Source organism: Gillisia marina, assembly GCF_000258765.1.
GTDB lineage: Bacteria > Bacteroidota > Bacteroidia > Flavobacteriales > Flavobacteriaceae > Gillisia > Gillisia marina.
Genome location: NZ_AJLT01000004.1, coordinates 25,757 through 42,152, shown reverse-complemented (window position 1 = coordinate 42,152; position 16,396 = coordinate 25,757). Strand labels below are relative to the sequence as shown.

Sequence of the window (16,396 nt, the reverse complement as noted above, 5' to 3'; positions counted from 1 at the left end):
TTTTTTGAATTTTAGGTATTTAAGTTTTAATCCTCATTATCTTCATCATCCTTTTCGGGAATTTCAGAAATTGGCTCATTAAAATCTTCATCATCGTAATCGTCTTCATCGTAGTTCGCCATTGTATTCTCTAATTTGGTACTTACTTTCACCAAATAAATAGAATCTTCAGTTCGAACTTCTACCGCCTCGACAGTTTCGTTTTTAGCATTTTTAAAGGAAATCACATGGTCATCATCATATCCATCGGGATATTTATCTACCAATAGGCTTAAAATTTCTGGAGTTAACTTTTTGTAATCTACAATGACTCTTTTCATAACTAAGATTTGATGATGCAATTATAGTAAAATTAGCATTATTTTCAAGCGGTCAAATAAATTTTCAATTTAATTTTTTAAATAGTAATTCATAGCCTCTATCAGCTTGTTATTTGGTACAATAACGTCTAATTCTGATTCTCCAAAATTCTTCAAAAGCACAAAATTTATATTTCCGTGAGAATTTTTCTTATCGAATTTGAGCAAATTAATGACTATTTCATAATCTTCTTCCAGAAGATTTATCTTCGGAAAAAATTCATTAATTTTTTGGGTAACAGTATTGAGTTTGTTTTTTGGAAATCCACATAATTCATTAGAAAGATACGTTGCCATAATCATTCCTGCGGCAATTGCCTCTCCATGAAGTAAGGTAGTTTTATTAGGATTGGTTAAGAAATAGGATTCTATAGCATGTCCCAAAGTATGTCCGTAATTAAGTGTTTTTCGAATATTTTCTTCTGTGGGATCTTGCTTAACAATTTTAGATTTTATCTCGATAGATTCAATAATTAGGCTATCAAGATCTTCTAAACTAAGCGCTTCTAAATTAGTTGCTTTATCCCAATATTCTTCACTAGCGATGAGACCGTGTTTCAAAATTTCAGCTAAACCACTTCGCATTTCATTTGCAGGTAATGTTGTTAGATAATTGGAATCTATCAAAACCATTTCCGGCTGATTAATAACACCAATCTGATTTTTCAAATTCCCAAGATCTACCCCACATTTCCCGCCAACCGATGCATCTACCATGGCCAGTAGGCTCGTGGGTATATTAATGTAAGGGATCCCTCTTTTAAAGGTACTAGCCACAAAGCCGCCAAGATCTGTAACAACACCACCACCAAGATTTAGCATAATGCTTTTTCTATCGGCTCCTAATTCTGAAAGAGTTTCCCAGATTCCCGAGCAGGTTTCAATATTCTTATGCTCCTCACCAGCTTCCATTTCAATGACTTCAATAGTAATCTCTGTTTCTAGTTGCTGAAGAAAAATGTTTAGACAATTATCGTGTGTATTACTATCTACCAAAACAAATATTAGGGAGGGATTGGAATACTTTAAATAATCTGATAATTCAGAGTATCCATTTTCTGCATAAAAAATTGGAGCTTGACTAGCTAAAACAGCCATATTTTTAGAGGTTTTATTCAAATTAACAGATATCGAAAATAAGCAGAAAATAATTAATTTATCCTAACTCAATAATTATATTTGCCGCATCAATATCCTACAGATGATCACACAAAAAATCTTTGACGACACAGAGACTGCTTTTAAATTAAAATCCAACGAAGATCTTAATAGAGCTTTGTTTCTTTTTGGCATGATTAACAGGCCAAGCCTAGTAAAGATTGGGACTTATCTTACTAAAGTATCCTTAAAATTACACTTACCGGTAGAAGGGCTTATCAAGAAAACTATTTTTAAACAATTCAGTGGTGGTGAGACCATGGAAGAGTGTATGAAGGTGATCGAAAAAATGTATACAAAGAAGTTGCATAGTATTTTGGATTACTCCGTAGAGGGAAAAGTAGAGGAGGCGCAATTTGATGCGGCCATGCAAAAGAAGATCAGTATTATTGAATTCGCTTCAGAAAAAAAAGAACTGCCGTATGCAGTTTTTAAGCCAACAGGAATTGGAAGGTTTGAGATTTGGGAGAAAGTTTCTTCAAAAGATACTTTAACAAAAGAGGAAGAAGAAGAGTGGGAGCGCGTTAAGAATAGAGTAGATCTTATTTGTAATGCGGCCTTTAAGAATGATATAGGTGTTTTGGCAGATGGTGAGGAATCTTGGATGCAAGATGCGGCAGATGATTTGATGGAGGAGATGATGAAAAAATACAATCAGGAAAAAGCAATTGTGTTTAATACTTTGCAATGTTATAGATGGGATAGGTTAAATTATTTACAAGCTTTACATTTAAAAGCGAAAGCTGCCGGCTATAAGGTTGGGGCCAAGATCGTGCGTGGAGCTTATATGGAGAAGGAGAATGAACGAGCGCATAAAATGGGATATCCAACTCCTATTTGTGAAAGTAAAGAAGCTACAGATGTTAGTTTTAATGGAGTATTGGCCTATTGTTTAGCTTATATAGATGATATTTCCCTATTTGTAGGTAGCCATAATGAGATGAGTAATTATCTGGCTTTACAAATAATGGAGGATAAGAATATCGCTATAAACGACTCCCGGGTTTGGTTTAGTCAGTTATATGGAATGAGTGACCATATTAGTTTAAACCTTGCTAAAAAAGGGTATAATACGGCAAAATTAGTACCTTTTGGTCCTGTTAGGGAAGTTGTTCCCTATTTAATTAGAAGAGCGCAGGAAAATACTTCTGTAAAAGGGCAAACCGGTAGAGAATTGGCTTTGCTTATTGAAGAGAAAAAGCGCCGTAAAGGAGAGCCTACAAAGGGTAACCGAGAATAAATTAATTCTTATGAGTTCCATTTCTAAATTTATTTACTACAAAGTTTTTAAATGGACGATAGATGGGACTTTTGATCCAAATATCAAAAAATGTGTTTTTGTAGTTGCTCCTCACACTAGTTGGTGGGATTTTTTCTTAGGAGTTTTAACTCGAAATATTTTAGATCTAGAAATAAACTTTGTCGGAAAAAAGGAATTGTTTAAACCTCCATTTGGTTGGTATTTTAGATGGATGGGTGGAGCGCCGGTAGACCGGGTTTCCAAAGAAAAAAAGGTAGCTGCAATCGCGGCTATTTTTGAATCTAAGAAAATTTTTAGACTGGCTTTATCCCCAGAAGGAACCAGACAAAAAACCGAAAGATGGAGAACGGGCTTCTATTATATTGCTGAAGCAGCTAATGTTCCCATTATAATGGTAGCTTTTGATTATGGTAAAAAGCAAACTAAATTTTCTGAACCTTTTTATACCACGGGAGATATTGAAAAAGATCTTCCTGAAATTCAAAGTTTTTATAAAGGCGTGAAAGGGAAATTCCCTGAACAATTTTAGAGTCTGACAAATCTAGTCTTCAGATTCGTCCATGGTATGATATACATTCTGCACATCATCATCTTCTTCTAGACGTTCCAATAATTTTTCTACATCTGCAGCTTCTTCTGGTGATAATTTTTTGGTTACTTGTGGAATTCTTTCGAAGCCGGATGATAAAATTTCGATATTTCTATTTTCTAACTCTTTCTGAATAGCGCCAAAACTTTCAAAAGGAGCATAGATTAAAATTCCATCCTCATCCTCAAAAACTTCTTCTGCACCAAAATCGATTAATTCCAGTTCTAATTCTTCAGCATCATGACCTTCAGCATTTATCCTGAAATTGCAAGTATGGTCGAACATGAATTCTACAGAGCCGGAAGTTCCTAAGTTTCCATCACTTTTACTAAAATGCATACGCACATTAGCAACAGTTCTATTGTTATTATCTGTGGCGGTTTCAACCAGAACAGCGATCCCGTGAGGAGCATAACCTTCGAACATGACTATTTTATAATCCCCTTGACTTTTATCGCTCGCACGCTTAATGGCACGATCAACATTGTCTTTGGGCATATTCACACTCTTGGCGTTCTGAATTACCGCACGAAGCCTGGAATTGCTATCTGGATCTGGGCCACCTTCTTTAACAGCCATCACAATATCCTTTCCAATTCTAGTAAATGCTTTAGCCATTGCAGACCATCGCTTCATCTTACGCGCTTTTCTAAATTCGAATGCTCTTCCCATAAATAGTATTAATCTGGTGTAAAAATAAAAAAACGTTCCATTTCTAGCTAAAAAAATGGAACGACAATCAAAATAATTATAATTTATTCGGCATTTACAATTCCTTCAATTGCTTTCGCCAATTTAAAATCCTTTTCGGTAACGCCACCGGCATCATGTGTAGACAGAGAAATCTCCAGTTGATTGTAAACATTGTTCCAATCTGGATGATGGTCTTGTGCTTCAGCTTCAAACGCAATTCTGGTCATTAAGGTAAAAGCTTCCTTGAAGTTTTCAAATTCAAAAGAAGTTTGCAAAGAGTTGTCTGTATAACTCCATCCTTCCAATGTTCCTAATTTCTCGTTTATTTCTTGTTCAGATAATTTTTTCATTTTTTTTTATTTTAAATTATTACCGGTATTCAGGATTTTCAAAAGCCCATCTTTTACCGTCTTTCCATTCTTCAGGCAAATTGCCATAGGCAGGATATCCGCCAAATTGCTTTAACATGCTTGCTAAATGCATAAGATTATAGGTCATAAAGGTAGTATTCCTATTGGTGAAATCACTTTCTTGAGCATTAGATTCTTCATCTAAATAACTGGGGCCAGGACCTACTTCTCCAATCCAACCGGCATCTGCTTGGGGTGGAATGGAATAGCCTAAATGCTGAAGAGAATAAAGCATATTCATAGCGCAATGTTTAATACCATCTTCGTTACCCGTAATTAAACAGCCACCGGCCTTTCCGTAATAAATATATTGTCCCTTTTCATTTTGCTGAGCACTCATGGCATATAAACGTTCAACTATTTTAGTGCATATAGAAGATTTTGCGCCTAACCAAATGGGAGTGCAGAGAACTAGAATATCTGCAGCTATAATTTTCTTAAAAAGTTTCGGCCAATCGTCCTTCTCTTCTCCTTCTGTGGTCATGTCTGGCTGGATTCCATTAGGTAGTGTATAATCTGCAGCGCGAATAACTTCTACAGAGATACCTTCTTTTTCCATAATATTTTTTGAAACTTCTATAAGACCTTTGGTGTGACTTTGCTTTGGAGATTTCTTAAGCGTACAGTTTATAAATACCGCTTTAAGATCTTTAAATTGTGGCGTGTTCATTTATTTTCATTTTTCCTAAAGTTACTAAATAGCAGAGAACTCTTAAAAAAATGTCGCCAAGTTTGGGAAAGGCTTAATAAAATTAGATAACCACAGAAGAATTAATTACATGCTGTAAGGAGATGCTTAGATTCTTTGGTAAGAGATTGTCTTTTGGCAGCACAGCCAAAAAACGATCGTAATTAGAATCGTACACTTGCTTTAAAAGTGGATTTTTATAACCCAATGCGGCAGCGATATCTTTTATAAGGTCATGCTGATGTGTGAGATCTTCGCTACCTAAATGAAAAACCCCTTGTTTTTTCCTATTTATGATATAGTGAATTTGTTGCGTGACTCTTGTAATGTCGGTAGCATTTACAACCACATTCGGGAAAACCTCAATCGCTTCGCCAAATTCAATTTTATTTTTGATTTCCATTGTTCTTGGAGAATTAGCCCCAAAAACCATCGGTAATCTTAAGATATTGTATTTATTATTTGGAAGTCTAAGCAACGCATTTTCAATTTTTATTTTGAATCTGCCATAAATACTTTGCGACAAGGTTTTATCATACTCGTAAGAAGGATAGTTGGTAAAGGCATCAAATACATTTGCTGAAGAAATAAAAAGCAATTTGCTGTTATTCCTTAAGATATAATCTATGACTAAAAAGTGGGTATTTACCTGGGCGTTAAAATCACCTCTTAAGGCAGAAACTATTACCGTTGGCCGAAGGTTTTCGAGTAAAATCTCAATATTTTCAGACTCCATATCAAATTCATAGAACTTATGATTTGCTTCAAAGAAATCTGAATTCGTGTGATAGGTGCCATAAGTATCAAAATAGGAGCAGAGTTCTTTATATAGGGCATTCCCTATAAAGCCACTTGCTCCTAATATCAGTACTTTTTCCAATGGGTTTATCCTTTATAGAAAGGCAATTTCACTAATGTAGCAGGAACTGCTTTTTTTCTTATTTGAATATAGATCTTATCATTAGCCTTAGCCATTTCGGTTGGGATGTAACCCATTCCAATTCCTTTATCTAAAGAAGGTGACATGGTACCCGAAGTAACATTTCCAATTACATTTCCTTCAGCATCTACAATATCATAGCCTTGTCTTGGGATTCCTCTTTCATCCAATTCGAAAGCGATTAGTTTTCTTTTAGGACCTTCTTCTTTTTGCTTAGCTAATGCATCAGCATTTACAAAATCTTTGGTGAATTTTGTAATCCATCCTAATCCTGCTTCTAAAGGAGAAGTTGTATCGTCTATATCGTTTCCGTATAAGCAATACCCCATTTCTAATCTTAAGGTGTCTCTCGCTGCCAAACCAATTGGTTTGATTCCAAAATCTGCTCCTGCCTCAAATACTTTATTCCAGATAGTTTCGGCGTCTTCATTTTTAAAATAAATTTCGAAACCACCACTACCGGTATATCCTGTTGCCGAAATAATTACATTTTTCACTCCTGCAAATTCTGCTACTTCAAAAGTGTAAAATTTAAGCTCTTTTAAATTAACATCGGTTAAAGATTGCATGGCATCTGCGGCTTTTGGGCCTTGAATTGCCAATAAAGAAAATTCATCTGAAAGATCTTTCATAGTTGCATCCATGGTATTATGCTGTGCAATCCAGTTCCAATCTTTCTCTATATTAGATGCATTTACAACCAAGATGTATTTTTCTTCGTTCATTCTGTAGATAATAAGATCATCTACAATTCCTCCATCCTCGTTAGGCATACAAGAATACTGCGCTTTTCCATCTATTAATTTAGAAGCGTCATTAGAACTTATTTTTTGGATAAGCTCCAGCGCATGTTCTCCAGAGATTAAAAATTCTCCCATGTGAGAAACATCAAATACTCCCACGTCCTTACGAACAGTCTCATGTTCTATATTTACTCCTTCATAAGAAACTGGCATATTGAATCCTGCAAATGGAACCATTTTAGCATTTAGGGAATGATGTATATCGTTAAGGGCTATTTTTTTCATTTCTTTTAGAATTTGCGCAAATTTATTTATTTCAATTTTAATAGTGGTGCAAATAAACATAATTCTTAAGAATCTCGGGCTTATATATTATTGCACTCCTATAAAATTTATATTTGTAAATACGAGATAAAGAAACTTAAGTATGAAGATATTTGATATAGCCCAGCTTGCTGAAGCTGATAAAGTAACCATAGAAAAACAGGAAATTAGTTCTACGGAATTAATGGAACGAGCCGCAACCTTGGTTTTTAATGATATTCATTCCAAACTTAATGGCGCTCAAATTCCGATTAAGATTTTTTGTGGGATTGGAAATAATGGGGGAGATGGTCTAGTGATTGGAAGACTTTTATTAGAGCACGGGTATCAGGTTACTGTTTATGTAGTTAATTATAGCAATAATCGTTCGGAAGATTTTTTGATTAATTATGAAAAGATCAAAGAAGTAAATAATGATTGGCCAATTACAATAAAAGGTGAAGATGATTTTCCTGAACTTTCAGAAAAGGATTTTATTATAGATGCCATGTTCGGGATTGGTCTTAATAGACCTCTGGAAGATTGGGTTGGGAAACTAATACATTATATTAATAAATCCAAAGCCTTTATTGCTGCCATAGATATGCCTTCTGGAATGTTTGCAGATAAAATTCCGAATGAAACGCAGCCTGCAATTAAAGCAAATGTGACTATTACATTTCAATCTCCAAAATTGATATTTTTCCTGCCCCAGGCTGCAGAATATATAGGAGATATGCAAGTAATAGATATAGGGTTGGATAGGGAATATTTGGCTAAAACCATTGTAAACAAGCAATTAATTAATAAGCCAGAAGCGCAGTTGTTGTATAGACAGCGAACAAATTTTGCTCATAAGGGAGATTATGGTCATGCGCTGATTATTGGCGGGAGTTATGGGAAAATTGGAAGTATCTCTTTAACAGCAATGGCTGCGCTAAAAACAGGTGCGGGCTTGGTAACTATCTTTTCACCAAAATGCGGGTATCAGATCTTGCAAACGGTTTTGCCGGAAGCTATGGTGCTAACAGATAAAAGTGAGATGATGCTGAATTCAATTGAATTTGATCTTGAACCAGATGTAATTTGTTTTGGAATGGGAGCAGGGACTTCTAAAGAAACAACTTCAGCTTTTGAAGAGATATTGATTAAGACCAAAAAACCGATGGTTATAGATGCCGATGGTATTAATATTCTTTCAAAAAATAAGCAGTTTTTAAAGGAATTGCCAGAGAATTCTATATTAACTCCGCATCCCGGAGAATTGGAACGCCTGGTGGGAACATGGAAAGACGATTTCGATAAATTATATAAGGTTAAAAAATTCAGCAAGAAACATAAGGTGATCGTAGTTATTAAAGGAGCTCATACTATAACTGTTTTTAAAGACGATCTTTATATAAATAATACCGGAAACCCGGGGATGGCAACCGCAGGAAGCGGAGATGTTCTCTCTGGTGTAATTACTTCCCTTATTTCACAACAATATGAACCTTTGATTGCCGCGGTTTTTGGCGTGTATTTGCATGGAAAAACTGGAGATATCATGGCTAAAGAAATGAGTTATGAAGGTCTAATTGCAGGGGATCTTGCAACTAATATTGGAAGATCATTTTTAGATTTGTTTAAAAAGGAAATGCAATCTGAGGGGAATTGAAAAATTTTCAGTTATTTTAGCACTTGTTTAACATTTGCAGCGTTTTAAAACCTGCAGAATTAAACCATAATTATTCTTTAAGAATTCTTAAGAACCCTAATATTATTGATTTCTTTTCTTCCTAAAATGCCTAATTGTTTATGAGTTCATACCACTATATAAGTTCTGCTGTCCTTGATTTGCAAATTATTCAGGATATTATTAAAAATAAATTGAAACTGGAATTAAGTGAAGAGTCCAGAGTAAATATTATAAAATCCAGAAAATATCTAGACAAAAAGATTAAACAAAGCGATGTTCCTATCTATGGGATTAATACTGGTTTTGGATCTTTGTGTAATGTAAAAATATCCAACGATCATTTAACAAAACTGCAGGAGAATTTAGTGATGTCTCACGCATGCGGTACCGGTGAGTTAGTAGCAAAGCCGATAATTCGTTTGATGTTATTATTGAAAATTCAGTCATTAAGCTATGGTCATAGCGGAATTGCATTAGAGACCGTACAACGATTAATAGATTTTTATAATGAAGATATTTTACCGGTAGTTTACGAACAAGGTTCGTTGGGAGCTTCCGGGGATCTTGCGCCATTAGCGCATTTATCGTTACCACTTTTAGGAAAGGGAGAGGTTTTTTATCAAGGTGAAAAATTAAATGCTGCCATAGTGCTCAATAAGTTTGATTGGGAGCCAATTAAAATGCAGTCTAAAGAAGGCTTGGCTTTATTAAATGGTACTCAGTTTATGAGTGCACATGGAGTATATGCTTTGATAGAATCTTATAGGTTATGTTATTTGGCAGATATGATTGGTGCTATTTCTGTAGATGCATTTAATTGCAATATGTCACCTTATGATGAGTTGGTGCATATGGTGCGTCCTCATCGTGGACAAATAAAAACTGCTGAAAGAATTAGAGCATTTTTAGATGGAAGCGAAATAGCGATAAAAGAAAAGGCAAGTGTACAAGATCCTTATTCTTTTAGATGTATTCCGCAGGTGCACGGAGCAAGTAAAGACACCTTATCATTTACAAGAAAAACGATAAAAACTGAGATCAATTCGGTAACAGATAATCCTAACATCTTTATCGAAGCAGATAAAATTATTTCCGGAGGGAATTTCCATGGACAACCTTTGGCCTTAGCTTTAGATTATATGGCCATCGCAATGGCTGAGATTGGAAATATTTCTGAAAGAAGAATTTATCAATTAGTTTCCGGATTAAGAGAGCTTCCTACATTCTTGGTGGAAAACCCTGGATTGAATAGTGGTTTTATGATTCCGCAATATACCGCAGCTAGTATCGTGAGTCAGAATAAACAATACGCCACCCCATCTAGTATAGATTCTATAGTTTCTTCAAACGGACAAGAGGATCATGTGAGTATGGGATCTAACGGGGCGACTAAACTTTTAAAGGTTGTAGACAATATTTCTACGATTCTGGCAATAGAATTATTCAACGCTTCGCAAGCACTACATTATAGAGAGCCACAAAAGACATCACCGTTTCTTCAGGAAGTAATAACGGAATTTAGAAAAGTGGTGCCGATATTATTGGAAGATCAAATAATGTCTACACATATAAAAGCAGCCAAAAACTTTGTGGATAATTTTAAAATTGAACCTCAGGTTTTATTTGACTAAATAAGCTGATGTTTCATCCAATTTACGGCTTCATCTAAAGTTTCAAAAACTTCGAAGGAACTACTATTTCTAAAGAATTGTTTCTCTATGATAGAATTTTGTTTCACAACAGGGTTTGTGGAGACAATTGCTATGGCAATTAGGTTGGGAACATTCGCCGACTCTAAATGAATCATTGGATTTACAGAATAGGAATTCACTCTATTAGAAATATAGCCGTAGGGCATATTACTAAATCGTTTTCGTGCTAATTCCAATAATTCTTGATTATGGGGAATGTCAAAAAGAATACCTTCGTTCAGTTCGGCTATTTGAATCTTTTCAAGAAATGTAACCGATCCAAATTCAAGCTCTAAAGCAGATTTTATCATAAGATGTTAGGGGAAATTATGTGATCAAATTTAAGAATTTAAGTGAGAAAACCAAATCAATTTTTAAAAGGAAAACAGCGTAATGCAATTGGTTGAAATCCAGCTATATGTGACGTGTTTAAATGTTGATATTTTAGATTATTTTAATTTTTGAAGAAATTAGGCAAAAAAAACAGCCAATAAATATTAATTTATGGCTGTCCCTCTTTTAATATAATTTAGGTTATTTAACCTCGTTTTCTTCTTTAGCTTTTTCAATTTTAATTGTAAGCTTATCACCTTCTTTATCCAAGTCCATGAATATTTTGTCTCCTTCTTGAAGATGTGATGTAATTATTTCCTCAGCAAGCGCATCTTCAATATATTTTTGGATAGCTCTATTTAAAGGTCGTGCACCATAATCTTTATCGAAGCCTTTATCTGCGATATAATCCTTAGCACTGTCGCTAAGTATTAAAGTATAACCAATCACACCAATTCTAGAATAAAGCTTTTCTAATTCGATATCAATAATCTTATGAATATCATCTCTATCTAGAGAATTAAAGATCACTACGTCATCTATTCTATTCAAGAATTCCGGAGCGAAGGCTTTTTTCAACGCATTCTGGATAACACTTCTCGCGTTATCATCCATTTGAGCTTTTTGAGATGCTGTTCCAAATCCTACACCTTGTCCAAAATCTTTAAGTTTTCTAGATCCAATATTAGAAGTCATTATAATAATGGTATTTCTAAAATCGATCTTTCTACCTAAACTATCGGTAAGATATCCATCATCCAATACTTGAAGTAACATATTAAACACATCTGGATGAGCTTTCTCTACTTCATCTAAAAGAATTACAGCATATGGCTTACGTCTTACTTTTTCTGTTAACTGTCCACCTTCTTCGTATCCAATGTAACCTGGAGGCGCACCAATCAATCTTGAAATAGCGAATTTTTCCATGTACTCACTCATATCAATTCTGATAAGAGTGTCTTCATTATCGAATAATTCTCTTGCTAAAACCTTTGCTAGTTGTGTTTTTCCAACCCCTGTTTGACCTAAGAAAATAAAGGAACCAATTGGTTTATTTGGGTCTTTTAATCCGGCTCTATTTCGCTGGATAGCCTTAACCACTTTATTAACCGCATCATCCTGCCCAATCACTTTACCTTTAATACGGTCTGGTAATTCTGCAAGTTTGGTTATTTCTGTTTGGGCTATTCTATTTACCGGAACTCCAGTCATCATAGACACCACATCTGCAACATGATCTTCTGTAACAGTTTCTCTATGCTTTTTAGATTCTTCTTCCCATTTTTCTTGAGCTAAACCTAGTTGTTTTTCAAGATTCTTTTCGTCGTCTCTAAGTTTCGCAGCTTCTTCGTACTTCTGCTTTTTAACAACAGCGTTTTTATCTTCTCGAACTGCTTCCAGCTTTTGTTCAAGATCTAAGATTTGCTTTGGCACTTCTATATTGGTAATATGTACCCGAGCACCAGCTTCATCTAGAGCATCAATCGCTTTATCTGGAAGAAATCTATCTGTAATGTATCTATTTGGAAGTTTCACACATGCTTCAATGGCTTCTGGAGTATAAGTTACATTGTGATGTTCCTCATATTTCCCTTTGATGTTGTTCAAAATTTCCAATGTCTCGTCTACAGTTGTAGGCTCGACGATTACTTTTTGGAATCTTCTTTCTAAGGCACCGTCCTTTTCTATATATTGTCTATACTCGTCTAGAGTAGTAGCGCCAATACATTGTATTTCACCTCTTGCTAAGGCCGGCTTAAACATATTGCTTGCATCCAAACTTCCGGTTGCACCGCCAGCGCCAACAATTGTATGAATTTCATCTATAAAAAGAATAATATCATCATTCTTCTCAAGTTCATTCATTACCGCTTTCATACGTTCTTCAAACTGTCCTCTATACTTTGTTCCAGCAACTAAACTGGCTAAATCTAGAGTCACAACACGTTTATCAAAAAGAATTCTTGACACTTTTCGTTGTACAATTCTCAGTGCTAATCCTTCAGCAATTGCAGATTTACCAACACCTGGTTCTCCAATTAAGAGCGGATTATTTTTCTTACGTCTACTAAGAATCTGACTAACTCGTTCAATCTCTTTCTCTCTACCAACAACGGGATCTAATTTATCGACTTCCGCCATTGCAGTTAAATCTCTTCCGAAGTTATCCAGAACAGGAGTTTTAGATTTTTTATTGGTTTTTCCAGTATTACTAAAAGGATTGTCCTTAGTAGCATCATCGGCACTCGCATCTTCATCTGAAAATGATTCGGCTCTTGGAGCTTCTAAATAATCGTCATCATTTGTAATCATATATTTGAATTGATCTTTAACTCCATCGTAATCAATCTTTAGTTTATTTAAAAGTTTGGTTGTAGGGTCATTTTCATTTCTTAAAATACACAGTAATAGATGTGCAGTATTAATAGAGGTGCTTTGAAAAAGCTTCGCCTCTAAAAATGTCGTTTTTAAAGCCCGCTCCGCTTGTCTTGTAAGGTGTAAATTCTTTTTTTCATTAGAAATCCCTAAAGATTCCGGGTTTGCAGGGCTTAAAATTTCAACTTTTCGTCTTAAGTGACTCAAGTCTATATCTAGGGCATTCAATATGTTTATAGCTTTGCCGTCTCCATCTCGCAAAAGCCCAAGCATTAAATGTTCTGTACCAATAAAGTCGTGACCTAGCCTAAGAGCTTCTTCTTTGCTATAGGCAATCACATCCTTTACTTTGGGAGAAAAATTATCGTCCATCTTATTTCCTTTCTCTAAAATTATATATTATCATTACTGGGGGTAGTTCAAAAATTATACCTATTAGGTAATGTGTCGCTAGCTAATTGACAAAATTACTTTCAATAAACAAAATATAAGATAGCTAACTTATTAACGAAGCTGCGCTAATTTTTTGTTAATAAAATTTATACAAAGCCTTACCAATAGTACTAAAAACAACTGCAAAATCCGTAAATTGGCACGTTATATTTTCAAACTAAATTAAAATATTTAATATGGCTGAAGGAGAAAAGTTAATTCCTATCAACATTGAAGATGAAATGAAGTCGGCTTACATCGATTATTCGATGTCGGTCATTGTGTCACGTGCGCTACCTGATGTTCGTGACGGATTAAAACCTGTTCATAGAAGGGTTTTGTTCGGGATGCATGAATTAGGTATTAGAGCTACTGGAGCTCATAAAAAATCTGCAAGAATTGTAGGGGAAGTATTAGGTAAGTATCACCCGCACGGAGATACTTCTGTATACGACGCAATGGTACGTATGGCCCAGGAATGGAGTTTGCGATATATGCTTGTAGATGGTCAAGGTAACTTTGGATCTATAGATGGTGATAGTCCCGCAGCAATGCGATATACTGAAGCCAGAATGCGGAAGATTGCCGAAGATATGTTGGCAGATATTGACAAAGATACTGTAGACCACCGATTGAATTTTGATGATACTCTAGAAGAACCTACCGTTTTACCTACGCGAGTTCCAAGTTTATTGATAAATGGCGCAAGTGGAATTGCAGTAGGGATGGCTACCAATATGCCGCCTCATAATTTATCTGAAGTTATTGACGGAACTATTGCATACATTGAAAACAATGATATAGAGATAGACGAATTAATTACTCATATAAAAGCCCCGGATTTCCCAACAGGAGGTGTAATTTATGGATACGATGGTGTTCGTGAAGCCTTTAAAACAGGAAGAGGTAGAGTGATGATGCGTGCAAAATCTACTTTAGAGGAAGTTAACGGTAGAGAGGCCATAATTGTTACAGAGATTCCATATCAGGTGAATAAGGCCGATATGATCAAAAAAACTGCCGATCTTGTTAATGAGAAAAAGATCGAAGGAATTTCTACTATTAGAGATGAATCAGATAGAAATGGAATGCGAATCGTTTATATTCTTAAGCGAGATGCAATTCCAAATATCGTTTTAAATACATTATTCAAGCATACGGCACTTCAAACCAGTTTCAGTGTTAACAACATCGCCTTGGTAAAAGGACGACCTGAAATGTTGAATTTGAAGGATATGATCTATTACTTTGTGGAGCATCGTCATGAAGTTGTTGTAAGACGTACCAAGTATGAATTACGTAAGGCTGAAGAAAGAGCACATATTTTAGAAGGATTAATCATAGCTTCAGATAATATAGATGAAGTGATTGCTTTAATTAGAGCTTCCAGCAATGGAGATGAAGCTCGATCTAAATTGATTGAACGTTTCAGTTTATCTGAAATTCAGGCAAAGGCAATTGTAGAAATGCGATTGAGACAACTTACCGGTCTGGAACAAGATAAATTACGTTCAGAATACGATGAAATCAAAAAGACCATCGAAGACTTGAAGGACATTCTTGATAGAAAAGAACGTCGTATGCAGGTTATTACAGATGAGTTATTGGAAATCAAGAATAAATATGGAGATGAGCGTAGATCTGTTATAGAATATGCAGGTGGAGATCTAAGTATAGAGGATATGATTCCAGATGAGCAGGTAGTAATTACTATTTCTCATGCCGGTTACATTAAAAGGACATCTCTTACAGAATATAAAACTCAGAATAGAGGAGGAGTTGGTCAAAAAGGCTCTACTACTAGAAATGAAGATTTCTTAGAACATTTATTCTCGGGAACAAACCATCAATATATGATTTTCTTTACTCAAAAAGGAAAATGTTTCTGGATGCGGGTTTATGAAATTCCTGAAGGAAGCAAAACTTCAAAGGGAAGAGCAATTCAGAATTTAATAAATATCGAGCCGGACGATAAAGTGAAAGCATTTATCTGTACTCAGGATCTCAAAGATGAAGAGTATATAAATAATCACTTTGTAATCATGGCTACCAAAAAAGGTCAGGTAAAGAAAACATCTTTAGAGCAATACTCTAGACCTAGAATAAATGGTATTAATGCAATTACCATTCGTGAGGACGACGAACTTTTAGAAGCGAAACTTACTACAGGAAACAGTCATGTAATGTTGGCTATTAAAAGTGGGAAGGCAATTCGTTTTGAAGAAGAAAAAACCAGACCAATGGGGAGAAATGCCTCAGGAGTTAGAGGTATTACTTTAGCAAGTGAAGATGATGAAGTTGTTGGAATGATTGCTGTAAACGATATGGATACTGACATTTTGGTAGTTTCTGCCAATGGGTATGGAAAACGTTCACAACTGGATGATTACCGAATTACCAATCGTGGTGGGAAGGGAGTTAAAACAATTTCTGTTACAGAAAAAACAGGTGAATTGGTTGCTATTAAAAACGTTAGTGATAACGATGACCTTATGATAATAAATAGATCTGGGCTTGCTATTAGAATGAGTGTCGAGAATTTAAGGGTTATGGGAAGAGCTACGCAAGGAGTTCGACTTATTAACTTGAAAAGTAACGATGCCATTGCAGCGGTTGCCAAAGTGATGAAGGATGATGAAGAAGTAGAAGATCTGATAGATGAGCTGTCAGATACTGAAATCAGTGATGAAAACTCAGATGGCACAACAATTGCAGACAACAACGAAGATGAATAACAAT

Annotated in this window: 14 protein-coding genes; 5 read left to right on the top strand and 9 right to left on the bottom strand. The window is 35.2% G+C overall.

Annotated features, from left to right (window positions below):
* Nucleotides 1-26 precede the first annotated feature (26 nt).
* Nucleotides 27-320 carry a hypothetical protein gene (locus ON07_RS01715; RefSeq protein ID WP_010227680.1) on the bottom strand — a complete coding sequence of 98 codons (294 nt, stop codon included), beginning with the start codon at nucleotides 318-320 and terminating at the stop codon, nucleotides 27-29.
* 69 nt (nucleotides 321-389) lie between these two features.
* Nucleotides 390-1,457, bottom strand: a complete 1,068-nt coding sequence (aroB, locus tag ON07_RS01710) for a 3-dehydroquinate synthase (RefSeq protein WP_010227677.1) — start codon at nucleotides 1,455-1,457, stop codon at nucleotides 390-392.
* A 103-nt stretch (nucleotides 1,458-1,560) separates the two neighbouring features.
* On the opposite strand from aroB, the gene ON07_RS01705 reads away from it, so the two are divergent.
* Together ON07_RS01705 and ON07_RS01700 are read left to right on the top strand one after the other, a co-directional pair.
* Nucleotides 1,561-2,757: a proline dehydrogenase family protein gene (locus ON07_RS01705; protein WP_010227675.1), complete on the top strand. Its 1,197-nt coding sequence runs from the start codon at nucleotides 1,561-1,563 to the stop codon at nucleotides 2,755-2,757.
* A gap of 10 nt (nucleotides 2,758-2,767) precedes the next feature.
* Nucleotides 2,768-3,307, top strand: a complete 540-nt coding sequence (locus tag ON07_RS01700) for a 1-acyl-sn-glycerol-3-phosphate acyltransferase (protein ID WP_010227673.1) — start codon at nucleotides 2,768-2,770, stop codon at nucleotides 3,305-3,307.
* Between the two features lie 12 nt (nucleotides 3,308-3,319).
* On the opposite strand, the gene ON07_RS01695 is transcribed toward ON07_RS01700, so the two are convergent.
* From ON07_RS01695 to gcvT, 5 genes are all read right to left on the bottom strand, one after another.
* Complete coding sequence (locus ON07_RS01695; protein ID WP_010227670.1) at nucleotides 3,320-4,039, bottom strand: YebC/PmpR family DNA-binding transcriptional regulator; 720 nt, start codon at nucleotides 4,037-4,039, stop codon at nucleotides 3,320-3,322.
* 83 nt (nucleotides 4,040-4,122) lie between these two features.
* A complete protein-coding gene (locus tag ON07_RS01690; protein ID WP_010227668.1) occupies nucleotides 4,123-4,410 on the bottom strand; it encodes a 4a-hydroxytetrahydrobiopterin dehydratase in 288 nt (95 codons plus the stop codon).
* 19 nt (nucleotides 4,411-4,429) lie between these two features.
* A complete protein-coding gene (locus tag ON07_RS01685; protein WP_010227666.1) occupies nucleotides 4,430-5,140 on the bottom strand; it encodes a flavodoxin family protein in 711 nt (236 codons plus the stop codon).
* A gap of 82 nt (nucleotides 5,141-5,222) precedes the next feature.
* The gene (locus ON07_RS01680; protein WP_010227664.1) at nucleotides 5,223-6,038 is read right to left on the bottom strand and encodes a sugar nucleotide-binding protein; all 816 of its coding nucleotides are present in this window, start codon (nucleotides 6,036-6,038) and stop codon (nucleotides 5,223-5,225) included.
* A gap of 5 nt (nucleotides 6,039-6,043) precedes the next feature.
* Nucleotides 6,044-7,126: a glycine cleavage system aminomethyltransferase GcvT gene (gene gcvT / locus ON07_RS01675; protein WP_010227662.1), complete on the bottom strand. Its 1,083-nt coding sequence runs from the start codon at nucleotides 7,124-7,126 to the stop codon at nucleotides 6,044-6,046.
* A 142-nt stretch (nucleotides 7,127-7,268) separates the two neighbouring features.
* Between gcvT and ON07_RS01670 the strand changes: the two genes are divergently transcribed.
* Together ON07_RS01670 and hutH are read left to right on the top strand one after the other, a co-directional pair.
* Nucleotides 7,269-8,801, top strand: coding sequence for a bifunctional ADP-dependent NAD(P)H-hydrate dehydratase/NAD(P)H-hydrate epimerase (locus ON07_RS01670; RefSeq protein WP_010227660.1), 1,533 nt, complete (start codon nucleotides 7,269-7,271; stop codon nucleotides 8,799-8,801).
* A 140-nt stretch (nucleotides 8,802-8,941) separates the two neighbouring features.
* Nucleotides 8,942-10,453, top strand: a complete 1,512-nt coding sequence (gene hutH / locus ON07_RS01665) for a histidine ammonia-lyase (RefSeq protein ID WP_010227658.1) — start codon at nucleotides 8,942-8,944, stop codon at nucleotides 10,451-10,453.
* Here hutH and ON07_RS01660 read toward each other — a convergent pair.
* Both ON07_RS01660 and ON07_RS01655 read right to left on the bottom strand, forming a co-directional pair.
* Nucleotides 10,450-10,824 (bottom strand): hypothetical protein, encoded by a 375-nt coding sequence (locus ON07_RS01660; protein ID WP_010227656.1) that lies wholly within the window; start codon nucleotides 10,822-10,824, stop codon nucleotides 10,450-10,452. The two genes, hutH and ON07_RS01660, sit on opposite strands and share 4 nt — an antisense overlap.
* Before the next feature lie 223 nt (nucleotides 10,825-11,047).
* Nucleotides 11,048-13,597 (bottom strand): ATP-dependent Clp protease ATP-binding subunit, encoded by a 2,550-nt coding sequence (locus tag ON07_RS01655; RefSeq protein ID WP_010227654.1) that lies wholly within the window; start codon nucleotides 13,595-13,597, stop codon nucleotides 11,048-11,050.
* Nucleotides 13,598-13,854: 257 nt separating this feature from the next.
* On the opposite strand from ON07_RS01655, the gene gyrA reads away from it, so the two are divergent.
* The gene (gyrA, locus tag ON07_RS01650) at nucleotides 13,855-16,392 is read left to right on the top strand and encodes a DNA gyrase subunit A (RefSeq protein ID WP_010227652.1); all 2,538 of its coding nucleotides are present in this window, start codon (nucleotides 13,855-13,857) and stop codon (nucleotides 16,390-16,392) included.
* Nucleotides 16,393-16,396: the final 4 nt, after the last annotated feature.